The 22,674-nt window shown below is 65.9% G+C and carries 21 protein-coding genes; all 21 read left to right on the top strand.

Annotation, left to right across the window (positions count from 1 at the left end):
* Window positions 1-2: 2 nt before the first annotated feature.
* The 21 genes from fliR to EBS_RS08880 all read left to right on the top strand — a co-directional run bounded on the left by fliR (window position 3) and on the right by EBS_RS08880 (window position 22,653).
* Complete coding sequence (gene fliR / locus EBS_RS08975) at window positions 3-788, top strand: flagellar biosynthetic protein FliR (RefSeq protein WP_408065669.1); 786 nt, start codon at window positions 3-5, stop codon at window positions 786-788.
* A gap of 3 nt (window positions 789-791) precedes the next feature.
* Window positions 792-1,925: a flagellar biosynthesis protein FlhB gene (gene flhB, locus EBS_RS08970; protein WP_043108340.1), complete on the top strand. Its 1,134-nt coding sequence runs from the start codon at window positions 792-794 to the stop codon at window positions 1,923-1,925.
* A 17-nt stretch (window positions 1,926-1,942) separates the two neighbouring features.
* Entirely contained in the window at window positions 1,943-4,039 is a 2,097-nt protein-coding gene (gene flhA, locus EBS_RS08965) for a flagellar biosynthesis protein FlhA (protein ID WP_043108339.1), read from the top strand.
* 39 nt (window positions 4,040-4,078) lie between these two features.
* Window positions 4,079-5,275 (top strand): flagellar biosynthesis protein FlhF, encoded by a 1,197-nt coding sequence (gene flhF / locus EBS_RS08960; protein WP_043108337.1) that lies wholly within the window; start codon window positions 4,079-4,081, stop codon window positions 5,273-5,275.
* On the top strand, window positions 5,262-6,149 hold the full coding sequence (locus EBS_RS08955; protein ID WP_043108331.1) for a MinD/ParA family protein: 888 nt from the start codon (window positions 5,262-5,264) through the stop codon (window positions 6,147-6,149). The genes flhF and EBS_RS08955 overlap by 14 nt, the downstream gene beginning before the upstream one ends.
* On the top strand, window positions 6,146-6,907 hold the full coding sequence (locus tag EBS_RS08950; RefSeq protein WP_043108330.1) for an RNA polymerase sigma factor FliA: 762 nt from the start codon (window positions 6,146-6,148) through the stop codon (window positions 6,905-6,907). Before EBS_RS08955 ends, EBS_RS08950 begins: the two co-directional genes overlap by 4 nt.
* Before the next feature lie 93 nt (window positions 6,908-7,000).
* Entirely contained in the window at window positions 7,001-7,387 is a 387-nt protein-coding gene (gene cheY, locus EBS_RS08945; protein WP_043108329.1) for a chemotaxis response regulator CheY, read from the top strand.
* Between the two features lie 29 nt (window positions 7,388-7,416).
* Window positions 7,417-8,163 carry a protein phosphatase CheZ gene (locus EBS_RS08940; protein ID WP_043108328.1) on the top strand — a complete coding sequence of 249 codons (747 nt, stop codon included), beginning with the start codon at window positions 7,417-7,419 and terminating at the stop codon, window positions 8,161-8,163.
* A 3-nt stretch (window positions 8,164-8,166) separates the two neighbouring features.
* On the top strand, window positions 8,167-10,329 hold the full coding sequence (locus EBS_RS08935) for a chemotaxis protein CheA (protein WP_043108327.1): 2,163 nt from the start codon (window positions 8,167-8,169) through the stop codon (window positions 10,327-10,329).
* Window positions 10,330-10,377: 48 nt separating this feature from the next.
* A complete protein-coding gene (locus tag EBS_RS08930) occupies window positions 10,378-11,397 on the top strand; it encodes a protein-glutamate methylesterase/protein-glutamine glutaminase (RefSeq protein WP_043108326.1) in 1,020 nt (339 codons plus the stop codon).
* Window positions 11,398-12,138 carry a flagellar motor protein gene (locus tag EBS_RS08925; RefSeq protein ID WP_043108325.1) on the top strand — a complete coding sequence of 247 codons (741 nt, stop codon included), beginning with the start codon at window positions 11,398-11,400 and terminating at the stop codon, window positions 12,136-12,138.
* Window positions 12,135-12,974, top strand: a complete 840-nt coding sequence (motD, locus tag EBS_RS08920; RefSeq protein ID WP_070104734.1) for a flagellar motor protein MotD — start codon at window positions 12,135-12,137, stop codon at window positions 12,972-12,974. Before EBS_RS08925 ends, motD begins: the two co-directional genes overlap by 4 nt.
* On the top strand, window positions 12,971-13,750 hold the full coding sequence (locus EBS_RS08915; RefSeq protein WP_043108324.1) for a ParA family protein: 780 nt from the start codon (window positions 12,971-12,973) through the stop codon (window positions 13,748-13,750). The genes motD and EBS_RS08915 overlap by 4 nt, the downstream gene beginning before the upstream one ends.
* A gap of 323 nt (window positions 13,751-14,073) precedes the next feature.
* Entirely contained in the window at window positions 14,074-14,553 is a 480-nt protein-coding gene (locus EBS_RS08910; RefSeq protein ID WP_043108323.1) for a chemotaxis protein CheW, read from the top strand.
* A gap of 12 nt (window positions 14,554-14,565) precedes the next feature.
* Complete coding sequence (locus EBS_RS14295) at window positions 14,566-14,739, top strand: hypothetical protein (RefSeq protein ID WP_171816227.1); 174 nt, start codon at window positions 14,566-14,568, stop codon at window positions 14,737-14,739.
* Complete coding sequence (locus tag EBS_RS08905) at window positions 14,732-15,139, top strand: DUF2802 domain-containing protein (protein WP_231892790.1); 408 nt, start codon at window positions 14,732-14,734, stop codon at window positions 15,137-15,139. Before EBS_RS14295 ends, EBS_RS08905 begins: the two co-directional genes overlap by 8 nt.
* A gap of 104 nt (window positions 15,140-15,243) precedes the next feature.
* Complete coding sequence (locus EBS_RS08900; protein WP_171816226.1) at window positions 15,244-16,029, top strand: DUF4197 domain-containing protein; 786 nt, start codon at window positions 15,244-15,246, stop codon at window positions 16,027-16,029.
* 53 nt (window positions 16,030-16,082) lie between these two features.
* Window positions 16,083-16,919 (top strand): mechanosensitive ion channel family protein, encoded by an 837-nt coding sequence (locus EBS_RS08895; RefSeq protein WP_043108320.1) that lies wholly within the window; start codon window positions 16,083-16,085, stop codon window positions 16,917-16,919.
* Window positions 16,920-17,039: 120 nt separating this feature from the next.
* A complete protein-coding gene (locus EBS_RS08890) occupies window positions 17,040-19,178 on the top strand; it encodes an AsmA family protein (RefSeq protein WP_043108319.1) in 2,139 nt (712 codons plus the stop codon).
* 338 nt (window positions 19,179-19,516) lie between these two features.
* Window positions 19,517-21,478: an acetoacetate--CoA ligase gene (locus EBS_RS08885; RefSeq protein WP_043108317.1), complete on the top strand. Its 1,962-nt coding sequence runs from the start codon at window positions 19,517-19,519 to the stop codon at window positions 21,476-21,478.
* A complete protein-coding gene (locus tag EBS_RS08880; protein WP_043108315.1) occupies window positions 21,475-22,653 on the top strand; it encodes an acetyl-CoA C-acyltransferase in 1,179 nt (392 codons plus the stop codon). The genes EBS_RS08885 and EBS_RS08880 overlap by 4 nt, the downstream gene beginning before the upstream one ends.
* The last annotated feature ends 21 nt before the right edge of the window (window positions 22,654-22,674 follow it).

The raw sequence follows: 22,674 nt of genomic DNA, 5'->3' as shown, positions 1-22,674 counted from the left end.
GGATGGGAAGCTTGCAATTCACCGACGCCCAACTGCAACAATGGCTGGCTGATTTCTTCTGGCCTTTCGTGCGTATCGGTGCCGCCTTGATGGTTGCGCCGGTGTTCAGCGTGCGCCAGGTGCCGGCGCGCTGGCGGGTGTTGCTGGCGGTGTTGATCACCCTGTTGCTGCAGCCGTTGATTCCATCCTCGCCGGTGGTCGATGTGTTCGGCGCCGAGGGGGTGATGATCGCACTGCAACAGGTCGGCATCGGGGCCATGATGGGCTTCGTGCTGCAACTTGCCTTCAACGCCCTGGTGTTCGGCGGACAGGCGATGGCCTACAGCATGGGCCTGGGCTTTGCGCACATGATGGACCCGGCCAACGGCGTACAGGTGCCGGTGGTTTCGCAATACTGGCTGATTCTGGCCATGCTGGCCTTTCTGCTGGGCAACGGGCATCTGTTGCTGCTCGGCAGCGTGGCGCAGAGCTTCTACCTGTTGCCGGTGGCGTTCGACGGCCTGAGCCGTGCCGGGCTCTGGGGCGTGGTGAGCTGGTCCTCGCGGCTGTTCGCCGCCGGCCTGCTGATGGCCCTGCCGGTGATCGTTGCCCTGCTGCTGATCAATATCGGCATGGGCGTGGTGTCGCGCGCGGCGCCGCAACTCAACATCTTTTCCATCGGCTTCCCCATCATCCTGCTGGCTGGCTTCCTGGTGATATGGCTCACGCTGCCGCAGGTCATGCGGGGGTTCGATCAGCTGGTGAACGAGGCATTGGGCCTCGGCGTGACGCTGTTGCAGGCGAGGTGAGACATGGCGGAGAACCAGGACGGCCAGGAGAAGTCGCACGACCCCACATCCAAGCGCCTGAACGATGCGCGCAAGAAGGGGCAGGTGCCGCGTTCGCGCGAGCTCAACACCGCGGCGCTCACCCTGGTGGGCGTGGCCACCATGATGCTCATGGGCGGGCACTTCGGCAGTGGCTTCCAGGCCCAGTTTCGCCAGCACCTGGCGTTGCGCCGTGCGGACGTGTTCGATCCCCACGCCCTGCTGGCGCACCTGGTCACCGCCATCCAGGATGCCCTGCTCATGCTGGCTCCCTTTTTCGCGGTGATGATGGTGGTGGCCATCGCCGCCTCGGTGGCGCTCGGGGGCTTCAACCTGAGTATCGAGGCGATGCAGCCCAAGTTCTCCAAGCTCGATCCCATCAAGGGGCTCAAGCGCATCTTCGGCCCCAAGGGGCTGATGGAGCTGCTCAAGTCGCTGGCCAAGTTCCTGCTGGTGTCCCTGGTCACCGCCTGGGTGCTCTGGGCCTGGCGCGACGATATCCTGGGCCTGGGCAGCCACGACCCCGGGCAGGCGTTGGTCGAGGGACTGTCACTGGTCGGCTGGGCCGCGCTGCTGATCGCTTCGACCATGATCCTGATGGCGATCATCGACGTGCCCTTCCAGCTCTGGCAGCACAAGAAGGAACTGAAGATGACCTTGCAGGAAGTGCGCGACGAGATGAAGGAGACCGAGGGGCGGCCCGAGGTGCGCGGGCGCATCCGCCAGTTGCAGCGCGAGATGGCGCAGCGGCGCATGATGCAGGAGGTGCCCAAGGCCGATGTCATTGTCACCAACCCGACCCACTACGCGGTGGCATTGCGCTACGACCCGGAGCGCATGCGCGCGCCCCTGCTGATCGCCAAGGGCAAGGACCTGGTCGCAGCGCAGATCCGCGAGATCGGCGACGCCCATGCCATCCCGATAATCGAGGCGCCGGTACTGGCGCGCGCCATCTATTTCCATACCGAACTGAACGAGACCATCCCGGCGCAGCTGTTCCTGGCTGTGGCGCAACTGCTGGCCTACGTGTTCCAGCTTCGCGCCTGGCGCGAGGAGGGCGGCGAGCCGCCGCAGCCGCCGGAAGACTTCCCGGTGCCGGAGGACTTCCGGCATGACTGAACCACAGGATTGAAGCGATGGAAGCGATACTCGCCAACATGAAACAGGTCGGCGCGCGCGGCCTGGGGGCGCCCCTGGTCATCCTGATGCTGCTGGCGATGATCGTCCTGCCGCTGCCGCCCTTTCTGCTCGACCTGTTCTTCACCTTCAACATCGCGCTGTCGCTGGTAGTGCTGCTGGTGGTGGTCTATGCCCTGCGCCCACTGGATTTCGGGCTCTTTCCCTCCATCCTGCTGGTCGCCACCCTACTGCGTCTGGCGCTCAACGTGGCCTCCACCCGGGTCGTGCTGCTCGAGGGCCACAACGGCGGGGATGCCGCCGGCAAGGTGATCGAGGCCTTCGGTGCCTTTGTCATCGGGGGCAACTACGCGGTCGGTCTGGTGGTGTTCATGATCCTGGTGATCATCAACTTCGTGGTGGTGACCAAGGGTGCGGGCCGGGTCTCCGAGGTCTCCGCACGTTTCACCCTGGACGCCATGCCGGGCAAGCAGATGGCCATCGACGCGGATCTCAATGCCGGGCTGATCGACCAGGACGAGGCGCGTCGCCGGCGTGAGGACGTGACCCGCGAGGCCGATTTCTACGGTGCCATGGACGGTGCCTCCAAGTTTGTGCGTGGTGATGCGATCGCCGGCATCCTGATCCTGCTGATCAACATCGTCGGTGGGCTGGCCATCGGCATGGGACAGCACGGCCTGGACATGGGCACGGCGCTGCACAACTACGTATTGCTGACCATCGGCGACGGCCTGGTCGCGCAGATCCCCTCGCTGCTGCTGTCCACCGCTGCGGCGATCATCGTCACCCGGGTCTCGAGTTCCGAGGACATGGGCAGCCAGGTCGGCAAGCAACTGGTGGACAATCCGCGCGCGCTGGGCATCGCCGCCGGCATCATCGGCATGCTGGGTCTGATCCCCGGCATGCCCAACCTGGTGTTCCTGCTGCTCGGCGGGACCCTGGGCGGGACCGCCTGGATGGTGGCGCGACGCCAGGCGCAACCCGAGACGGTGGACGAGAACGAGCTGCCGGTGCCGGTGGAGTCCGAGTCGTCCGAGACCCGCGAGCTGAGTTGGGACGACGTGCAGCCGGTGGACATCATCGGCCTCGAGGTTGGTTACCGCCTGATCCCGCTGGTCGATCGCAGCCAGGGTGGTCAGCTCATGAACCGCATCAAGGGTGTGCGCAAGAAACTGTCGCAGGAACTGGGTTTCCTGATTCAGCCGGTGCACATCCGCGACAACCTCGATCTCGGACCCAATGCCTACCGTATCAGCCTGCATGGGCTGCCGGTGGGTGAGGCCGAGGTCTTCCCCGATCGCGAACTGGCGATCAATCCCGGCAAGGTGTTTGGCGAACTGCAGGGCACACCCACGACCGATCCGGCCTTCGGCCTGGAGGCGGTATGGATCGATCCCGCGCAACGCGATCACGCGCAGACCCTCGGCTACACCGTGGTCGATGCCAGCACCGTGGTCGCCACTCACCTGAGCGAGCTGTTGCAGCGTCATGCCCATGAGCTGCTCGGCCACGAGGAAGTACAGCAACTGCTCGACAACCTGGCGCAGGTCGCGCCCAAGCTGGTCGAGGACCTGGTGCCCAAGCTGCTGCCCCTGACCACGGTGCTGCGCGTGTTGCAGAACCTGCTCGCCGAGCACGTGAGCATCCGCGACATCCGCACCATCGCCGAAACCCTGGCGGAGGAGGCCCCCCGGAGTCAGGATGCCGACGCCCTGACCGCCGCCGTGCGGGTCGCCCTGAGCCGGGCCATCGTCCAGCAAGTCGCTGGAAACGTGGAAGAAATTCCTGTCATCGTGCTCGAGCCGGGATTGGAACGCCTCTTGCAACAGGCATTGACGAGCGCAGGAGAAGACAGTGCCGGGATCGAACCCGGTCTGCTCGAACAGATCCAGGTGGCGCTGGCCGACGCGGCGCGACAGCAGGAGATGAACGGGCAGGCAGCGATCCTCCTGGTGGCCGCGGCGATCCGTCCCTGGATGGCCCGCTTCGTCCGCCAGAGCGTGCCCGGGATGCACGTCCTCTCCTACAACGAGATACCGGATAACCGGAAGATCCAGGTGATCCACACCATCGGACGGGATCCGGCACAGGGTTAACGGGGCCGCGGGCCCCGCAGCAGACAGGGGCCAGATGGCATGAAGATAAAGCGATTCGTGGCACCGGACATGCGCCAGGCGTTGCGCATGGTACGCGAGACCCTCGGCGAGGATGCGGTCATCCTCTCCAACAAGAGCACCGACGAAGGCGTAGAACTCACCGCTGCGGTGGACCTGGTGAGCGAGGCGGACGTCGAGACCGCAACGCCCCCTGCCGCGCGGCGGGGGACATCGACCGGGCAGATCCCACGGGGACGCCGGCAAGCGCCTGCCGCCAGCGATCCTCGTCCGGCAGAGCACGACGAACTCCAGGCCATGCGCGAGGAGATGCAGAACCTGCGGCGCTGGTTGCAGGCCGAGCTGGCGAGCATGAGCTGGCACGATCTCGGGCAGCGTGCCCCGCAGGCACAGGCCCTGTTCGAGAAGCTGATGCGCCTGGGGCTGGCGGCCGACCTGGCGCAGGACCTGTTGCAGCGTGTGGCTGATATCGAAGAGCCGACACAGGCCTGGCGCAAGGCCCTGTTCCTGCTTGCCGGCGAGATCCCCACCTGCGACCAGGGCATCCTCGAGCGCGGTGGCGTGCTCGCCCTGGTGGGGCCGACCGGCGTGGGCAAGACCACCAGCATCGCCAAGATCGCGGCACGTTTTGCGCTGCGCCACGGCCATCGCAACATCGGCCTGATCAGTACCGACAACTTCCGCATCGGCGCGCGCGACCAGCTGCATACCTACGGCCGTATCCTCAACGTGCCCGTGCGCACTGCTGACGATCCCGACAGCATGCGCGATGCCATCGACTCGCTGTCTGACCGGCGGTTGATCCTCATCGACACCGCCGGCATGGGCAGTGACAGTGAGCGTTTCGAGTTGCAGATCGAGACCCTGCAGGCTGCCGGCTCCCGGCTCACCACCCTGCTCACTCTGTCGGCGACCACCGAGGGCGCGGCGCTGGAACGCGCGGTGGCGCTGTTCTCGGCCTGTCGTCCGGACGCCTGCATGCTCACCAAACTGGATGAGGCCGGCAGCCTGGGTGCAGCGATCTCGGCGGTGATCCACGCCGGCCTGCCGCTGGCCTGGCTGGCCGACGGCCAGCGCGTGCCCGAAGATTTGCAGGCGGCGCGCGCCATGCCCCTGGTCGAGCGTGCCGCCGAGCTGCTCGAACGGCATCCCGGCGAATGCGATCCAACCTATCTTGCCCTGTCCTACAAGGGGGGCCGTGCCAATGCTCGCGTCTGAAGGTGACATGGACCAGGCCAGCGGCCTGCGCCGCATGGTGGCTCCCGGCCCGGTACGCGCGATTGCAGTGACCGGTGGCAAGGGGGGAGTGGGCAAGACCAACGTCTCGGTCAACCTCGGTGTGGCGCTGTGCGAGATGGGGCACCGGGTGATGCTGCTGGATGCCGATCTGGGCCTGGCCAACATCGATGTGGTGTTGGGTCTCCACCCGGAGTTCGACATCTCGCACGTGCTGCGCGGCGAGCGCAGCCTGGAGGAAGTGGTGATCGAGGGGGCGTCCGGTCTCAAGGTGGTCCCCGGTGCCTCCGGCATCCAGGCGCTGTCGGAGATGGGGCCGCGCGAGCACACGGGATTGATCCGTGCCTTCTCCGACATGGCGGCTGACATCGACACCCTGATCGTGGACACCGCCGCCGGCATCTCCGACACGGTGCTGAGCTTCTCGCGCGCCTCGCACGAGATCATTGTGGTGGTGTGCGACGAGCCGGCCTCGATCACCGATGCCTACGCCATCATCAAGCTGCTCAACCGAGACTACGGCCACTACCGCTTCCGCATCCTCGCCAACATGGTGCGCAGCGCGCAGGAGGGGCGCGATCTCTACAACAAGATGTGCCGTGTCACTGACCGCTACCTGGATGTGATGCTCAGTTTCATGGGCGCGCTGCCGATGGATGAGAGCCTGCGCAAGGCAGTGCGTGTGCAGCGCCCGGTGGTGCAGGCCTTCCCGCGTTCGCGGGTGGCCCAGGGTTTCCGCAACCTGGCCCGCAAGGTCGAGTCCTGGCCCCAGCCCAAGGGGGCCAGCGGACAGGTGCAGTTTTTTGTCGAACGACTCATTCAGTTTTCCAGTGAATACGGGGAGGTGGCGCCATGACCAGCCTGGCGACCTATAGCGAAACGGGCAAGACCAACGCCCAGGATGACCTGGTGACCCGGCATGCGTCCCTGGTCAAGCGAATTGCCTATCACCTGATGAACCGCCTGCCGCCTTCGGTGCAGGTGGAGGACTTGATCCAGGTCGGGATGATCGGCCTGCTCGAGGCCGGGGCCAATTACGACGCCAGCCAAGGCGCCAGCTTCGAGACCTACGCGGGCATCCGCATCCGTGGTGCCATGCTCGACGAGATCCGTCGTTCCGACTGGACGCCGCGTTCGGTGCACCGCAAGGCGCGCGAGGTGGCGCGGGTGATGCGCGAGATCGAACATGCCGAGGGACGGGATGCGCGCGACGTGGAGGTGGCCGAGGCGCTCGACATGAGTCTCGAGGAATATCACCAGATCCTCGCCGATGCCTCGGGCGCGCGCATCTTCAGCTATGACAAGCTGTGCGAGTTCAGCGAGGTGGTGCCCGGTGGTGTCGAGGAGAGTGCTCGCCAGCAGCGCAATGCCTTGTTCGACGGACCGCTCAAGGGGTTGGAGAAGTCACGCTTCCAGGAGGCGCTGGCCGAGGCCATCGCCAGTCTGCCGGAACGCGAACGGCTGGTGATCGCCCTGTACTACGACGAGGAACTCAACCTGCGCGAGATCGGCCAGGTGCTGGGTGTGAGCGAATCGCGGGTCTGCCAGATCCACAGCCAGGCCGCGATCCGCCTGCGCTCTCGGCTGCACGAGTGGCTGGAGCGCGACGACTGAGCGCCTCCTAAACATTTTTCCCACGTGGCCGATAAGCGGATCGAGTCATTTAACGACACCGACTGAATCGAGCGTTGTCTCTGGAGGTTTACCTTGGACAAGAATATGAAGATCCTGATCGTGGACGACTTTTCCACGATGCGGCGCATCATCAAGAACCTGTTGCGGGATCTCGGATTCACCAACACCGCCGAAGCGGATGACGGCAACACCGCCCTGCCGATGCTGCAGAACGGCAACTTCGACTTCGTGATCACCGACTGGAACATGCCCGGCATGCAGGGGATCGATCTGCTCAAGGCGATCCGCGCCGACGAGAAGCTCAAGCACCTCCCGGTCCTGATGGTAACCGCCGAGTCGAAACGCGAGCAGATCATCGAGGCAGCCCAGGCCGGCGTGAACGGCTATGTGGTCAAACCGTTCACTGCGGTCACCCTGGAAGAGAAGATCAACAAGATCTTTGAGAGGGTGGCGGCCTGAGCGTCACTGAGTGTCGCAAGGAAATCGTCATGGGTGATCCCGCAATAATAAAAGACGAAAAGCTCGAGCTTGCGCGCCTCCTGGTTGCCCGGCTCGAGGAAGGTCGCGAAGAGGAAGCGCTGAACGTGATCGCGCAACTCGCGGGTTTCCGCGACAGCCTGCTGTTCCAGGAGGTCGGCCGGCTGACGTGCGAACTGCACGATGCCATCAAGGGTTTCATGATGGATGCCCGTCTGGCCGAGATCGCCGAATCCGAGATGCCTGACGCCGCCGAGCGCCTGCGCCACGTGATCTCGCTGACCGAGGAAGCCGCCAACACCACGCTCAACGCCGTCGAACAGGCCATGCCACTGGCGGAGACCTTGCGCACTGATTCGCGCCGACTCGCCGAGTTCTGGGAGCGCTTCAAGGCCCGGCAGATGAACGTCGAGGACTTCCGCGCCATGAGCCGCGAGCTGGAGGTCTTCTTGCGCGACACCCAGAAGAATTCCGAGGCCCTGCATGCCAAGTTGTCCGAGGTGCTGATGGCCCAGGGCTACCAGGATCTGACCGGCCAGATCATCCGCAAGGTCATCGACCTGGTGAGCGATGTGGAAGGCAAGCTGGTCGAGCTGGTGCGCCTCTCGGGCGCGCACGGCATCAAGGCCCGTCCGGAAAAGGAAACGGCCGGGCCCGATATCGAGGCCGCCGGTCCGGTGGTGCCTGGCGTGGACAAGAGCGATGCGGTGTCTGGTCAGGACGAGGTCGATGACCTGTTATCCAGTTTGGGGTTTTGAGACATGAGCTTCGATGCAGACGACGAGATCCTCCAGGATTTCCTGGTAGAGGCCGCCGAGATCGTCGAACAGCTCGGCGAACAGCTGGTGGACCTGGAACACCAGCCGGACGACATGGACCTGCTGAATGCCATCTTCCGCGGCTTTCATACCATCAAGGGTGGTGCAGGATTCCTGTCGAACGAGCCGCTGGTCGAGATCTGCCACCGAGCCGAAGACGTGTTCAACCTGCTGCGCCAGGGCGAGCGCAAGGTGACTCCGGACCTGATGGATCCCATCCTCGAGGCGCTGGACGTGGTCAATGCGGCCATGGAGTACCTGCGCAACGGCGAGATGCCGGAGCCTGCCGATGCCGAGTTGCTGGCGCGCCTCGAACGTTATGCGGTGCCCGGAGACGAGGCGCCCGAGCCGGTCGTCGAGGCGCAACCCGAGCCGGTGCCCAGGCCGGCTCCGCAGGCCGATGCGACCGCAACGTCCAGGCCACAGGCTGCCACCAGCCCGGAAGAGATCACCGAAGAGGAATTCGAGGTCCTGCTCGACGAGCTGCACGGGCCCGGTCGGTTCGATCCATCCAGGGCCGCCGCTGCGCCGGCTCCCCAGGCTCCCCAGGGCGACGACGCGGCTGCCGCGGTGGTCGGTGGCGGTGACGAGATCACCGAAGAGGAGTTCGAGGCCCTGCTCGACCAGTTGCATGGTCCCGGCCGGTTCGACCCGGACAAGGCGGTGACGAGCGAGGCCCGGGCCGCCGATGCACAGGCACCGGGCCAGGCTGCCCCGGCGCCATCGCCGGCAAGGGAGAAACCCGCGGTCTCCACCGAGGCGGAGCCGAAAGCGGCAAAGCAGGCCGCGCCTGCCAAGGAGGAGCCGAAGCCGGAGCAGTCGGTCGCGCCTGCCGAGCCGAAGGCGAAGCCGCAGAAAGCAGCGGCCCGGGCGCCCGCTTCCGAAAAGCCAGCCGCGCCAAAGAAGGTGGCCAAGCCCCCGGCGCGCCCCAGCGGCGAGACCTCGGTCCGGGTGGATACCCAGCGCCTGGACGAGATCATGAACATGGTCGGCGAGCTGGTGCTGGTGCGCAACCGCCTGTCGCTGCTCAAGACCTCTATGGCCGACGAGGAGCTGAGCAACGTCATCGGCAACCTCGACGTGGTGACCTCTGATCTGCAACTGGCGGTGATGAAGACCCGCATGCAACCGATCAAGAAGGTGTTCGGCCGCTTTCCCCGGGTGGTGCGCGACCTGGCGCGCAGCCTGAAGAAGGAAGTGGACCTGGAGATGCGCGGCGAGGACACCGACCTGGACAAGAACCTGGTCGAGGCATTGGCCGACCCCATGGTGCACCTGGTGCGCAATGCCGTGGATCACGGCATCGAGATGCCGGACGAGCGCGAGGCCGCCGGCAAGCCGCGGCGCGGCAAGGTGGTGCTGTCGGCCGAGCAGGAGGGCGACCACATCCTGTTGTGCATCGAGGACGACGGCAAGGGGATGGATGCCGAGGTGTTGCGTCGCAAGGCCGTCGAGAAGGGCATCATGGATGCCGAGTCGGCGGCACGTCTCGATGAAAAGGAATGTTACAACCTCATCTTCCATGCCGGCTTCTCGACCAAGGAGGAGATATCGGATGCCTCCGGACGTGGGGTGGGCATGGATGTGGTCAAGACCAAGATCGCGCAGATCAACGGTACCGTCGAGATCGATTCGGAAAAGGGCAAGGGCAGCAAGATCACCATCAAGCTGCCGCTGACGCTCGCTATCCTGCCGACGCTCATGGTGGTGCTGGGACAGCAGCCTTTCGCATTGCCGCTGGGCAGCGTGGTCGAGATCTTCAACCTGGACCTGTCGCGTACCCATACGGTGGATGGGCAGATGACCATCCAGGTGCGTGGGCGCGCCTTGCCGCTGTTCTACCTGAGCAACTGGTTGGTGAACAACGGCGCCATGCAGGGGCAGCCCGCGGACAATGGTCATGTGGTGGTGGTCAATGTCGGTGGGGTACAGGTCGGGCTGGTGGTGGATTTCCTGATCGGCCAGGAAGAAGTGGTCATCAAGCCGCTCGGTGCGCTGTTGCAAGGGCTGGAGGGCATGGCCGGGGCGACCATCACCAGCGATGGCAAGATCGCTCTGATCCTGGACGTGCCCGGGCTGATGCGCAAGTACGCGCGACGTTACTGACGACCACAGGAGGCGGGACAGGCACACCGATGGAGGTCCCGACAGCACATGGCCAAGCATGTCCGCGTTCTGGTAGTCGATGATTCCGCCTTCTATCGCAAGCGTATTCGAGATTGCCTGGAAGTCTCGCCGGTGATCCGTGTGATCGGTGAGGCGGCTGACGGCGAGGAAGCCGTACGCCTGAGCCACGAGCTCCATCCCGACCTGATCACCATGGACGTGGCCATGCCTGTGATGGATGGTATCGCCGCGGTACGGCGCATCATGCGCGAACGCCCGACACCCATCGTGATGTTCTCGGCCTTCACCCGTGAGGGGGCACAGGCCACGCTCGACGCACTCGACGCCGGTGCGGTGGATTTTCTTCCCAAGCTGGATTCGGCCAACGATGCGGCGCGCACCGGTGAGCTGCTGCGTGCCCGGGTGCTGGAGCTGGCGTGTGACGGGGAAGACGGTACCCCGCCACGCCGGGAGACGCCGCCGACACCGGCCTCCCACAAGGGATCGCAGCCCAGCCTGCTGGTGATCGGTGCCTCCACCGGCGGACCGGTGGCAGTGCAGCAGGTGATCGCGGCCTTGCCCGGTGATTTTCCGTTGCCGGTACTGGTGGGCATCCACATGCCCGGTACCTTCACGCCGGCCTATGCCGAGCGCCTGGATGCGCTTGCCGCCCTGCATGCGCGCGAGGCGGCTGACGGTATGCCGCTGCGCCCGGGGCAGGTGCTGGTGGCCCCGGGCGGTCTGCAGACCCGGGTCAGCGCCGATGGCGGCTTGCACGTGCGGGTGGAAGCCAGCGACGACGCGCTCTACCGGCCCAGCGTGGATCTGCTCCTGAGCTCGGCAGCCGAGGCGGTGGGGCCACGGGCCTTCGGCATCGTGCTCACCGGCATGGGTACAGATGGTGCCGAGGGCGCACGGCGTATCCACGAGGCCGGCGGCCGGGTCTGGGCACAGGACCAGGCGAGCAGCGTGGTGTACGGCATGCCTGCCGCGGTGGTCCGCGTCGGCGCGGCCGAGCGCGTGTTGGCGCTCGAGGAGATCGCCGATGCGTTGCGGGAGGTCTGCTAGATGGACGGCCTGAGTCTGTTCGGTATCGCCATCGGTGTGCTTGCCCTGCTTGGCGGCAACTGGATGGAGGGGGGATCGCTCGATACCCTGCTCAATGGGCCGGCACTGGTGATCGTGCTCGGTGGCACCGTGGGCGCAGTGCTCTTGCAGACCCCGGGGCGCACCTTTCTGCGGGCCCTGCGCTCCCTGCGACACATCCTGTTTCCACCGCGCTATCCCTTCGAGGAGCGCATCAAGCGCCTGGTGAACTGGGCGCGGATGGCGCGCCACGAGGGGCTGCTGGGACTCGAGAAGGTGCTGGAGAAGGAACGCGACCCCTTCGTGCGCAAGGGGCTGCAGCTGGTGGTCGATGGCAATGAGCCGGACGACATCCGGCGCATGCTGGAGCTCGAGCTGGACAGTCACGAGCAGCGTAACCTGCAGGCGGCAGGGGTCCTCGAGTCGATGGGCGGCTATTCGCCGACGATCGGTATCATCGGTGCGGTAATGGGTCTGATCCAGGTGATGCAGAACCTGGCCGACCCTTCCATGCTGGGTGGCGGCATCGCCACCGCCTTCGTGTCCACCATCTATGGGGTGGGCATGGCCAACCTGCTGTTGCTGCCGGCGGCCAACAAGATCAAGGCACATGTGCTGGGCGAGTCGCACTACCGCGAGATGGTGATCGAGGGACTGGTCGCCATCGCCGAGGGCGAGAACCCGCGCATGATCGACATTCGCCTGCGAGGGTTCGTCCATTGAGACGCCTGCCACCCAGACGCCGCCGACGCCAGGCCGAGAGCGAGAACCATGAACGCTGGTTGGTGTCCTATGCCGATTTCATCACCCTGCTGTTCGCCTTTTTCGTGGTGATGTATTCGATCTCGTCGGTGAACGAGGGAAAGTACAAGGTGCTGTCGAAGGCGCTGGGCACGGTGTTTGGTGTCGAGCAGCCCAGCGTGCAGACGCCGGACGCGGCGGTCGATGCGGTGTTGTCGCAACCCGTGGCGGTCCCGTCGGATCCGAGCCGTGAAAGGCTGCGCCGCGAGGCGATGCGCGCCCTGCAGAAGGCGGCCTCGCAGCAGCGAGTGTATGACGAGCTGGCCATCTCCCTGCAGGAATGGACCGACCGGGGGTTGGTGGACATTCGCATGAACGGTGACCGCATCGAGGTGGATATGAAGGCGCGCCTGCTGTTCTCCTCGGGTGATGCGCGACTCTCGGCGGACGCCATGAACGCCCTTGGGCAGGTCGCGCGCAGCCTGGTAGCCATTCCCAATCCCATCCAGGTGGAAGGACATACCGATAACGTGCCCATCGCCAACGCGGTCTATCGCTCCAACTGGGAACTGTCGGCGGCGCGTGCTGCGAGCGTGGTGCAGTTCCTGCAAAGCCAGGGAGTCGATCCGAGGCGCCTGGCCGCGGTGGGCCGTGGCGAGTATCACCCGATCGCCGACAACAGCAGCGAAGAAGGGCGGGCGCGCAACCGCCGCGTGACCCTGCTCATCCTTGGCCAGGAGCAGGAGATCTTCGATCCCGGGCAGATCGTACCCTGGGCCGAAGGGCCGGCGCTGGAACCGGAGACGGAGTCGCCATGAAGATATGGACCATAGCCAACCAGAAGGGCGGGGTGGGCAAGACCACCACCACGGTGGCGCTGGGCGGCCTGCTCGCTGCCTGGGGATTGCGTACCTGCCTGATCGACGTGGACCCGCATGGCTCGCTGACCAGCTATTTCCGTTACGACCCGGACTCGCTGGAGGTCAGCAGCTACGATCTGTTCCGCGCGGTGGCCGAGAAGCGTGATCCACAGCCGCTGAAGCTGATCCACGAGACCGGCTGCGAGGGACTGGACCTGATTCCGGCCTCGGTGGCTCTGGCCACCCTGGATCGCCAGTCGGGCCGGCTGGCCGGCATGGGACGGGTGCTCAGCCGCACCGTGCAGGCGCTGGAGGGGCATTACGATCATGTGCTCATCGACTGCCCGCCGGTGCTGGGCGTGCTGCTGATCAATGCCCTGGCTGCCTGTTCGCACCTGGTGGTGCCGGTGCAGACCGATTTTCTCGCCATCAAGGGCCTGGAGCGCCTGTGTCACACCCTGGAGATGGTCGCCCGCTCGCGCGCACGGCCCCTGGAGTACACCGTGGTGCCTACCTTCTTCGATCAGCGTACCCGTGCCTCGCGCGACAGCCTGCAGATCCTGCAACGCAACCACGGTGCGCACCTCTGGGACGGTGTCATCCCGGTGGACACCCGCCTGCGCGAGGCCAGCCGCGCGGGGCTGCCGCCGGCACAGTTCGACCCCCGGGCTCGCTCGGTGCAGGCCTATTCGCGTCTGCTCGAGTCCCTGCTTGGCCAGGCCTCGGCGGCCTGAGTCCTCAATTTCCGTGAATGCCGGCCGATATCGAGACAACCCAAGTAAAGCAACGCTCAGAACGCTCCCGGTGGGCGGGCCTCAGGGCGTCCATCCACGGTGTTGCACTGGCTTGACATGGAATGGCCATGCCTGCTGCCTGTGCGCCTTGTGGCTGAACGCCCTGAGACCCGCTGAGTGTCGCTTTACTCAGGGTTGCCTCAGTCGCTGGCGGTGAGAGGCACCGCCGGCCTGATGGTTGGCACGCAATGTGCCTCATATCTGTTGAACATGTCTGGTGCCGGTTTTCCGACGGCACCCGTGCGAACCACAGGAGAGACATCATGGCAAACAGCACTGCGGAAGCCGTCGCCGATCCGGTTATCCAGCTGGTGACCTTCCGGCTGGCCGGCGAGACCTACGGCATCAATGTGATGCACGTGCAGGAGGTGTTGCGCCTGACCGAAATCGCCCCGGTGCCGGGTGCGCCACCCTATGTATTGGGCATCATCAACCTGCGCGGTAACGTGGTGACCGTGATCGACACCCGTGCGCGCTTCGGCCTGCCGGCGCCGGAGACCGATGATTCCAGCCGCATCGTCATCATCGAGGCCGACGAGCAGGTGGTCGGCATCCTGGTGGACAGCGTGGCCGAGGTGGTCGAGCTGCACCAGTCCGAGATCGATTCGGCGCCCAATGTCGGCAACGAGGAGAGTTCGCGTTACATCCAGGGGGTGGCCAACCGGGGTGATGATCTGCTGATCGTGGTCGATCTGAACAAGCTGCTGACCGGCCAGGAATGGTCGGACCTGGGCGGGTTCTGAGCGGAGCCTGTCATGGGCGACCTGGATCGGACGGTCAACGTGGGCGTGGTCACACCGGTGCGGCCTGCACGCGACAGCACCGAGCGTCAGCCGGGGCAGCGGCGGCAGCCCCGCAAGGGCCCGGCCGACCGCGCCACGCCGCGTCCCCGGGACGACGACAGGCACAAGGTGGACGACTATGCCTGAATGGATGCTCCCTGGACTGGCCCTGGTGGTTGCCCTGGCGGCGGTGGCCTTGTGTCTCTGGCAACGGCGCGAGCTGCGGGCACTGCGCGTCTGCCTAGAAGAACGGCTCGATGCGGTAGCACAACGCCAGGAACTGGCCCAGCAGAGCATCAGCGGCCTGACCGCGGGCGCCCTGGGTATGGATCGTCGCCTGCGCCGGGTCGAGGCCACCGAAAAGTGGCTGAGCGACCGCCAGGAGACCATCGAGAACCAGCAGGCGGCCGAGCAACCCTACAGCCAGGCGATTCGCCTGGTGCAACAGGGTGCCAGCGCGCGCCGCCTGGTCGAGGAACTGGCGCTCAGCGAGAGCGAAGCCGAACTTCTGGTACGCCTGCACGGCCTGCACGACAGCGCTGCCTGAAATTCCATCCGTCGCTCCTTGGCGACGTCTGCCATCGGGGTGGGTTTGTTCGGGGCAGGGAGTTCGGCGGATAATGCTCCTTCTTTTGCATCAGGAGGATGCCCATGTTCCGTTTCCCGCCCCCGTATGCCGTGACCCTGGTGTTTGCGCTTTCTCTCTGCCTGCCGGCCCGGGCAGGGTTCCAGGACCTGATGAAATCGGCCGGTGGCCTGCTCGACGACAGCGGTGGCATGAGCCTGCCGGGGGTGTCTTCGCAGGCCGGTAGCGGGCTGCGTGACGGTCAGATCGATGCCGGACTCAAGGAGGCGCTGGCGGTGGGCGCCGAGCGTGCCGTGGCACAGCTGGGCCGCAGCGGTGGCTTTCTGAACGATCCGAAGGTGCGGATTCCCCTGCCCGGGGTGCTGGGCAGGGTGGCCGATACTGCGCGTCGCCTCGGCCAGGGCCAGCGTGTCGATGCCCTCGAACAGGCGGTCAACCGGGCCGCCGAGCAGGCGATCCCCAAGACCCTGGCCATCGTCAAGCAGACGGTCAGGCGCATGACGCTGGAGGATGCGCGCGGCATCCTCTCGGGCGGTGACGACGCCGCGACCCGCTACCTGCGAGACAAGGCCGGCGATTCATTGCGCCGTGCCGTCCGTCCCATCGTGGCCCGGGCTACCGACGAGGCCGGGGCTACCGCTGCCTACAAGCGCCTGCTCGCCAGTACCCGCAACAGCCTGGGAGGGCTCGGTGGCCTGCTCGGCGGGCAGGTGAATCTCGACCTGGACGACTACGTGACCGAAAAGGCACTGAACGGCCTGTTCCTCAAGCTGGCGGCCGAGGAGAAGGCCATCCGTACCAACCCGGTCGCGCGCAGTACCGAACTGCTCAAGCAGGTGTTCGGGCGTTGAGGTAGAGGGTTCGAGCCAGGACGAAACAACCAACAAAGATCGGAGGAGGGGGCATGGAGGGTACAGGGAAGATCGTCGAACTCGTTCAAACCGTTGCAGTGGAGTACGGCCTGAAGGTGGTGGCCGCGATCGCCATCCTGGTGGTCGGTCGCATCCTCGCCGGTTGCTTGAAACGATTGATCCAGGGGATGATGGACCGCCGCTCGGTCGACCCCACCATTACCGGTTTCGTCACCAGCCTGGCCTATATTGGCATGATGGCCTTCGTGGTGCTCGCCGCTCTCGGGCAACTGGGTATCCAGACGACCTCCTTCATCGCCATTCTGGGTGCTGCCGGCCTGGCCATTGGCCTGGCCATTGGCCTGGCCCTGCAGGGTTCGCTGTCCAATTTTGCCGCCGGTTTTCTGATGATCGTCTTTCGTCCGTTCAAGGTCGGCGATTTCATCGAGGGTGCGGGCGTGAGTGGCACCGTGGAGAAGATCGAGATGTTCACCACCACGCTGCGTACCGGTGACAACAAGATCATCATCGTGCCCAACGCCAGACTGTGCAACGACAACATCGTCAACTATTCGGCGCGTGAGACCCGGCGGGTCGACCTCACCGTGGGGGCGGCCTACGACGCCGACATCGTGCACGTGAAGCGTGTACTCGAGGAGATCCTGCAGGAGGACGGGCGCGTACTCGACGATCCGGCACCGTTGATCGCCGTCGGCGAGCTGGCCGATAGCAGCATCAATTTCGTGGTGCGCGCCTGGGTGAAGTCCAGCGATTACTGGGGGGTGTTCTTCGATGTCACCGAAAAGGTCAAGCTGCGCTTCGACCAGGAAGGCATCGGCATCCCCTATCCGACCCGGGACATCCATGTCTACGAGGAGAAACGGGCCTGACCGGGATCGCCGACGGCAACAGGCGGCTACCGGTCGCCCGGTTGCATTTCGGACGGTGGCACCGGCCCGGGGTTTGTGCAAGAGTTTCAGTCGTTCGTTCGTCTGCTTGCTGGAGGGAGCATGGGCAAGTTCTTGAAGATCGTGCTTGGTGTGGTACTGGTCCTGGTCGTGCTGATCGCGGCGGCAGTGGTCGTTCTGCCGATGGTGGTGGACCCCAACGACTACAAGGACCGGCTCGTCGCCGAGGTGAAGCAGCAGACCGGTCGTGACCTTGCCATCGAGCAGCCGCTGAAACTGTCGGTCTTTCCCTGGCTGGGCGTCGAGACCGGCGGCGTGACCCTGGGCAATGCCCCGGGCTTCGGCAAACAGCCCTTTGCGCAGGTCCGGCGCCTGGGCGTGCGCGTGAAACTGCTGCCCTTGCTCAGCCGCAATATCGAGGTCGATACCCTGGTGCTGGAGGGTGCCGAGATCAACCTGGCGCGCAACGCCGATGGCCAGACCAACTGGGATGACCTGGCCGGCAAGGGCGAGCAGGCCTCGGACGAGCCGGCCGGTGGCGGCAAGGCCGAAGGTGGCAGGGCCGGAGGCGGACCGGCGATCGTTTCGTTGAAGGTCCAGGGTATCCAGCTGCGCGATGCGCGTATCAGCTGGCGTGACGAGCAGACTGGGGCGAGTTACGTGCTCGACAAGGTACGCCTGGAGACTGGCGCCCTGGCACCGGGTGCGCAGGTGCCCGTGGCGGCGGGCTTCACCCTGTCGAGCAGCCGACCGCGCGTGGACGTGACCCTGGAACTGAACACCGAGGCGCGCGTGAGCGAGGACCTGCGCCGCTTCAGCCTGAAAGGATTGCGCCTGGTGGCCGACGGCAAGGGCGAGGGGCTGCCGTCCTCCGGCATGCGTGTCGAGGTGGCCGCCGACGTGGACGCCGACACCCTGGCGGTATCGGGCCTGACGGTCCAGGGGCCGGCGGTGGCGATCACCGGGCAACTCGACGTGGCCGGTCTGCAGCAGGCCCCGCGGCTCAAGGGGCACCTGGAGCTGGCGGATACCAACCTGAAGCAGCTGGCAGCGCTGTTCGGCAATCGCATCGAGACGACCGATCCCCGGGCGCTCACGCAGGTGAGCCTGAAGGCCGACCTGTCACACGAAGGCAAGGCCACGCGCATCGAGCCGTTCGAGATCACCCTGGACGACACCCATGCCAAGGGTTTCGTGCGCCTGCTGGATGCCCGCGGGCCGGTGCTGCGTGCACGGCTGGACGTGGATGGCATCGATCTGGACCGTTACCTGCCGCCGCGCGCGCAGACCGACAAGGCGTCCGGCAAGGCGAGTGGTGGCGACAAGGCAGCGGGGAAGGCCGCAGCCGATCCGGCTGATGATCCCTTTGCCGGTCTGCGATCTCTCGACCTGGAGGCCGACCTGAAGATCGGCAAGCTGACGGTGAACAAGGCCCGCTTGCAGGACGTGACCGTACGCCTGGTCAGCAAGGGTGGAGTGCTCAAGGCCGCGCCGGTCGCGGCCCGTCTCTACCAGGGAAAATTCAACGGCAAGGTGACGCTGGATGCCCGCAAGAAGACGCCGCGCCTGCATCTGGTCGAAAATCTGCAAGGTGTGCAGATTGGCCCGCTGCTCGCCGATGTGGCCGGCCAGGACAAGCTGGTGGGCACCGGCGACCTAAAACTGGACCTGCGTCTCACCGGTCTGAGCGAGGCCGAGGTGCGCCGTAGCCTGAATGGCAACGGCAGCTTCGTGTTCCGTGAAGGCGCCTACAAGGGTGTGGACCTGGTGAAGCTGATCCGCACCGCTACGGGCCAGGGACGCAATACCACGCAGACGGGCAACACGGCCGAGCAGACCGAGTTCACCGAGATGCGCGGTTCCTTCACTGCGCGCAACGGGGTGATCAGCAATCACGATCTCTCTGCCAAGTCGCCGCTGCTGCGTGTCGCCGGCAAGGGTGATGTCGACCTGCCGGCCAACCGCATCGACTACACGGTGACCGCCAAGCTGGTGGCGTCGTTGCAGGGGCAAGGTGGGGCCGAGGCCGACCAGTTGGCTGGTGTTCCCATCCCGGTGCGCATCCAGGGGGCGCTGGACAAGCCCGGCTATACACTGGATGTGGAGGCGTTGCTCCGCGCCAAGGCCAGGCAACGGCTGGAGCGGGAAAAGGCCAAGCTGCGCACCAAGGTCGAGCAGAAGGTGCAGGAAAAGCTCAAAGGTGCGCTGGGCGACAAGCTCAGGGGCCTGTTCGGGCGTTGAACTGGAGCAGTCGAGGGGCCTCCGCTTCGCAGCAGTGGTCGGGCAATCCCGATCGAATCCCTCGCCCGGTCGGGATGACGAAGGGGGCGATCCCAGACCTGCGGATATCTCACCCCAGCATGGACAACGCCCGGCAGGCGCGGCGTCCCCGCCGCGCAAGGTTCGGCCCGTGGACGGGTCTCCTGCGTGTAGGAGCGTCCCCGCCGCGAACATTTGGCCCGAGGACGGGCCTCCTATTTGTCAGAAGCTTCCCTGACGCTCCGGACGCCACGGGATTTGCAATTCGGGCTGCCATGCATTAAATATTTGCGTGTTATTCCTGGATTGCGGCGGTATCAATGGACGCCCCCCTTTGGCAACCTGATGACTCTCTCCGGCAGACGGCCGAGCCCACCCGTTTCATGGCCTGGTTGCGCGAGCAGGGCCTGTACCAGGACAGTGACGATTTCCAGGCGCTTTGGCGTTGGTCGGTAGACCGGCCCGAGGTTTTCTGGTCTGCGCTCTGGGACTGGCACGGTATCCTCGGCGAGCGTTCCGGGCCGGTGCTGGTGGACGGCGAGCGCATGCCGGGCGCGCGTTTCTTTCCCGAATGCCGCCTCAACTTCGCGCAAAATCTGTTGCGTGAGGCCGACGGGCAACCTGCGCTGGTGTTTCACGGGGAGGACGGCCGGCGGATCGAGCTGAGCCGTGCTGAACTGCGGCAACGCGTCCTGGCGCTGGCGGGTTGGTTGCGCGCGCAGGGGGTGGGGCCCGGCGACCGGGTGGCCGCCTATGTGCCCAACATCCCGGAGGCGGTGATCACCATGCTCGCCACGGCCAGCCTGGGGACCGTGTATTCCAGCTGTTCCCCGGATTTCGGCTTTGAAGGGGTGCTGGACCGCTTTGGCCAGATCCGCCCCAAGGTGCTGATCGGCGTGGATGGCTACCACTATGCCGGCAAGCGTATCGAGCGCCTGGATACGCTTTCCCGCCTCGCCTCGCCTCGCCTCGCCTCTGCCTTGCCGGAGCTGCGCGCCGTGCTGGTGCATGGCTACCTGGAATCGCAACCGGACCTGTCCGCCGTGCCGGGGGCCGTGTCTTTCGACCAGGCACTGGCACACGCGCCGCTGGACGACTTCGTGCCGGTCGGTTTCAACGATCCGCTCTATATCCTGTATTCCTCCGGCACGACCGGGGTGCCCAAGTGCATCGTGCATGGCGTGGGCGGCACGCTGCTGCAACACGTGAAGGAACTGCGGCTGCATTGCGACGTGCGCGCTGGCGACCGGGTGTTCTACTTCACCACCTGCGGCTGGATGATGTGGAACTGGATCGTCTCGGCGCTGGCGTTGCGCGCCACGGTGGTGCTGTACGACGGCAACCCCCTGTACCCGGGGCCGGAACGCCTGTGGGAGATGGCCGCCCGTGAAAGACTGACCTTGTTCGGGACTTCCGCGAAATACCTCGATACCGTGCGCAAGTCGGGTTACCGGCCCGGCGACGAGCAGGATCTCTCGGCCCTGCGCGTACTGTGTTCGACCGGTTCCCCCCTGAGCCCGGAAGGCTTCGAATTCGTTTACGACGCGGTCTCCCGTGACCTGTTGCTGGCCTCGATCTCCGGCGGCACCGACATCATTTCCTGCTTCGTGCTGGGCACGCCGCTGCAGCCGGTCTACGCTGGCGAGATCCAGACGCGGGGGCTCGGCATGGACGTGGCGGTGCTCGACGAGGACGGCAAGGCGGTGGTCGGCGAGGCCGGGGAGCTGTGCTGCCTGAGTCCTTTCCCGAGCATGCCGGTCGGCTTCTGGAACGATCCCGATGGCAACCGCTATCGGGCCGCCTATTTCGAGCACTTCCCCGGTATCTGGCGGCACGGTGACTGGGCCACGCTCACCGAGCGGGGTGGGGTGGTCATTCATGGCCGTTCCGACGCGGTGCTCAACCCCGGCGGTGTGCGCATCGGCGCCGCCGAGATCTATCGCCCGGTGGAGGCCTTCGAGGAGGTTGCCGAGGCGCTGGTGGTGGGGCAGCAGTGGGAGGGTGACGTCCGGGTGATCCTGTTCGTGCGTCTCGCGCCCGGCGCGCGGCTGGACGCGGACCTGGAGCAGCGGCTGCGTCGCGCGATCCGGGAACGCGCCTCGCCCCGGCATGTGCCTGCCAGGATCCTGGCGGTGGACGATATCCCGCGCACCCGGTCGGGAAAGATCAGCGAGCTGGCGGTGCGTGACGTGGTCCATGGCCGGCCGGTGAAGAATACCCATGCGCTGGCCAATCCCGAGGCCCTGGACTGCTTCCGGGATCGTCCGGAGTTGCAGTCATGAAAGCGGTTTACATCCTCTCTGCGGTGCGCACCGCTATCGGCCGCTTCGGCGGCAGCCTGCGCGATGTGCCGCCGGCCGAGTTGCTCACCCCGGTGATGCGGGCCGCCATCGAACGCTCGGGGCTGCCGGCCGGGCGGCTGGAGACGGCCATCCTGGGCAATGTGCTGCACACCGCGCCCGGTGATCCCTACCTGGCGCGTCGTTGCTCGATCGAGGCCGGCCAGCCGCAGGCGGCCACCGCGTTGGCGATCAACCGGCTGTGCGGCAGCTCGCTGGAGGCAATCATCGATCTGGGCATGCGGATCCGCCTTGGCGAAGTCCGTGCCGGCATTGCCGCGGGGGTGGAGTCGATGAGCCGCGCGCCCCATGTACTGCCGGACTTGCGGTTCGGCAGGAAGCTCGGGGACGTGGGCCTGCTCGACATGCTTCCCGGGCCGCTGACCGATCCGTTCGGCCACGGTCACATGGGCGAGACGGCCGAGTACCTGGCCGAACACTTCGGTATCGACCGCGAGACCATGGACGCCTTCGCACTGGATTCCCAGCGCAAGGCGCTCGCGGCCATCGAGGCCGGTCGTTTCGAGGGGCAGATCGTGCCGATCGAGGTGGGCCCCCCGGGGCGGCGCCACGCGTTCGCACGCGACGAGCATCCGCGTGCCGACGTCACGCCCGAACGGCTGGCCGCCCTGCCGCCGGCCTTCCGTGAAGGGGGGCGGGTGACGGCCGGCAACAGTTCGGGGATCAACGACGCGGCCAGCGCCCTGGTGCTGGCCGATGAGGACGCGGTGGCCGGGCTGCGGCCCATGGCCCGGGTGCTTGCCTGGGGGCATGCGGGTACCGATCCCCGGCTGATGGGCATCGGGCCGGTCGGCGCCAGCCGCCAGGCCTTGCAGCGTGCCGGCCTGGAGGCGGACGACCTGGATGTCGTCGAGTCGAACGAGGCATTCGCCGCCCAGGCCTGTGCGGTCAGCCGTGAGCTGGGGCTGGATGCCGCCATCGTCAATCCGAATGGCGGCGCGATTGCGCTGGGACACCCGATCGGCGCCACCGGCGCCATCCTCGTCACCAAGCTGGTGCGTGAACTGGCACGCCGCGGCGGTCGTTACGGCCTGGCCACGCTCTGTATCGGCGGCGGCCAGGGGGCGGCGCTGGTGGTCGAGAATCTGTTGCGCTGACCCCCGGTGATGGCATTGCGC

Source organism: endosymbiont of unidentified scaly snail isolate Monju, from assembly GCF_000801295.1.
Lineage (GTDB): Bacteria > Pseudomonadota > Gammaproteobacteria > Chromatiales > Chromatiaceae > MONJU.
Note: the sequence above shows the minus strand (reverse complement) of the source record. Positions and strands in the feature narration are given on the sequence as shown.